At 66.2% G+C, this 2,796-nt stretch carries 3 protein-coding genes; all 3 read right to left on the minus strand.

The genetic code is table 11. From position 1 onward, the window contains the following. Positions 1-78 precede the first annotated feature (78 nt). Positions 79-735 (minus strand): cytochrome c oxidase subunit 3, encoded by a 657-nt coding sequence (locus tag OXU42_13090; GenBank protein ID MDE0030323.1) that lies wholly within the window; start codon positions 733-735, stop codon positions 79-81. Between the two features lie 182 nt (positions 736-917). Beyond that, positions 918-1,796, minus strand: a complete 879-nt coding sequence (cyoE, locus tag OXU42_13095; protein MDE0030324.1) for a heme o synthase — start codon at positions 1,794-1,796, stop codon at positions 918-920. Positions 1,797-1,816: 20 nt separating this feature from the next. Continuing rightward, on the minus strand, positions 1,817-2,785 hold the full coding sequence (locus OXU42_13100) for a COX15/CtaA family protein (protein MDE0030325.1): 969 nt from the start codon (positions 2,783-2,785) through the stop codon (positions 1,817-1,819). Positions 2,786-2,796: the final 11 nt, after the last annotated feature.

Below are 2,796 nucleotides of genomic sequence, written 5' to 3' on the forward strand. Positions count from 1 at the left end.
GCACCACGCGAGGAAGAGCAACGCAGCCGACGGCAAAAAGGACCCGCAGATTCATGACGCTATTTGTAAGACAGGACACTAATAAAGGTAAACCAAGCCGTACAGCACCGGCCACAGGGCCACGACGAACAGCCAGTACATCTTGCACGTTTCCACGCCGACGGTGTGTCCGGCGGCGAAGCGCCCGCGCCGGGCCAGCATCCACACCACCCCCACCCACACCAGCGCTCCAAGGACGTGCAGCCCGTGGAGGCCGATGAGCGCGTAGAAGGTGGAGCCGTAAAGGCCGCTGCGCATGGTCAATCCGAATCCGATCAGCCGCACCCATTCGTAACCCTGAATTGTCAGGAACACGGCCCCGAGCACGGCTGTCACGAGCAGCCAGCCGGACAAGCGGACCTGTTCGCGGGCGGCGGCGGCCAGCCAGGCCCGGTGCATGGCCACGCCGCTGGAGAGCAACACCAGGGTGTTGAAACCCGTGATCCACACCGGGAGCCGCGGCTGGCCGGCAGGCGGCCACACCTCGCTGCTCAAGCGCAGGACCAGGAACGCGCCGATAAGCCCGGCGAAGAACATCACCTCGGCGCCGATGAACATCATCAGACCGAGGCGCGCGTTGCTGATCACCGGCTCCGGCCGGGACGGCGGCGGAGGCCCCTCGCCGTAGGCGGACACCGGGGACATGGCGTCCGCCAAGTCCTCCTTCGGCATCCTCGCTGCGGCTTCCCTTGCCATCAGTGTTTTCCGTCAATGAATCGAACCGCAAACCCGCTTCTTCATGAGCACACGCACGCACGCCATCAGCCTAGTAGACCACCAGGAAGACGATGGTGGCCAGGATGTAACCCACCACGACGGCGCCGATCACGAAACCGAAGCGCCTGGTGCGACTGCGACTGCCGGCGGTCGAATCCATATCAAACCGGTATCCTGTCCAGGGCCATGGCGACGAAAAGCAGCGGCAGATAGAACAGCGATGCGAACAGCAAATGCCGTGCGCTCGTCACCGACCGCAACGCCGCCAGCCGGATGGCGTAAACGAGGAATCCGGCCCCCAGCGCCATGGCCGCGAAGTAGTAGATCTCACCCGCGAACCCCGTCAACGTGGGCATCAGGCTCACCACCAGCAACGCCAGACAGTGGCTGATGGCTTGCCGGCCCGTGCTTCTGCCCTCCACGTCCAGCACCGGAAGGAACCGGATGCCGGCGCGCAGGAAATCCTCCCGGTAGAGCCGCGCGATGGCGAGGTTGTGGGGTATCTGCCAGAGGTAGAGCACGCCGAACAGGATCGCCGCCTCCAGGCCGAGGGTGCCTTGGGCCGCGGTCCATCCCACCACCGGCGGCAAGGCTCCGGGAACCGCGCCGATCAGGCTGCACACCGACGATTTCCGCTTGAAGGGCGTGTACAGGAACAGGTAGGTGACCGAGATGATGGCGGTCAGGAGCGCGCTGAGCACGTTCACGGCCACCATCAGCAGCAACAGTCCCGCCGCCACCATGACGCTTCCGAACAGAACGCACTCCAGCGGCTGCACGCGGCCCTCGGGAATGGGCCGGTGCCGCGTACGTTCCATGGCGGCGTCGATGTCGCCTTCCAGCGACTGGTTCAAAGCCAGCGTGCCGCCGGCGGCCAGTGCCGTCCCTAGCACCGTATGCAGCAGCGCCAGGTAGTCCGGCAACACCTCCGAGCCCATGTAGAAGCCCACCAGCGTGGTCATCAGGACCATCAGCACGAGCCGCGGCTTGGTGAGCTCCAGGTAGTCGAGCAGCCGGCGGGCGTAGGACGTCCCGACCACGTATGTTTCCGTTCGCGAAGTCACGCGGGCACCCTTTCGGAAACCACCCCGTCCATGACGGGAAGCCGTCCGGCGCCAAGCCGGCGAAACGCCCACAGGGTCATCACGACGCACACCGCCAGCATGAGCGCGCCGGTCACCACGTGACCGGTGGTCACGGCGACGGTCACGCCGGGCTGCCACGCCGCGCCGATGGCCAGGAAACGCGCCGCGTAGGAGGCCGTGCCCAAACCGAGCTGGAGGAGGAGAAGCACCCCCAGGAACAACGCGAGGGACCGGAACACCGGCGCCTCTTCACCGATCCGTAGCGCTTTGAGCACCAGCGCGGCGATCTGAAGTGTCACCAGCAACGCCATGAGCACATGCAGGACCACTCCGGTGCCGGTGTGGCGGATGACCGCTCCCAGGAGGCTCTGGACGTATATCAGGAGCGTGGCCGCGAGGCAGAACCACTGGAACAGCGTCCAACCGGCCGCCGCCGCCTCGCGCGCCATCTCTTCGGAGTTCATGGACGAACCCGCCGGCTCCCCTAGCCGCAACGAGGGAGACAGCATGCCCGGCCGCGCTTCGAGCCACGCGCGCGAAGTAAACAGCGCCATGGAAACCATGAGGGCGAAGAACGCCTGGGCCAGCCCGGCGTGGATGATGGCGAAATCCTGCTCCAGCCACACGACCCTGAGACCGCCGATGATCCCCTGCACGATCACCAGCACCAGGGCCGCGATGCCGAGCCGGCGCAGCCACGCCCGCGGCTCCTTGAGCCAGAGCCACACCGCCATCACGAGGGTCAGGAAACCGACGCCGGAAGCGACCAAGCGGTGGCTGTGCTCGTAGAACACCCCGTCCACCATCCGCGCCCAGGGGAACAGGAACATGTTGTGGCCGAAGGTCGTGGGCCAGTCGGGAACCGCCAGCCCCGCGCCCTTGCTCGTGACAAGGGCGCCGACGAACAGCAGAAACAGGGTGGTCCCGGCGGTGGTCAGCGCCAACCGATGGAGCC

The organism is Deltaproteobacteria bacterium, assembly GCA_028818775.1.
Classification (GTDB): Bacteria; Desulfobacterota; Binatia; order UBA9968; family JAJDTQ01; genus JAJDTQ01.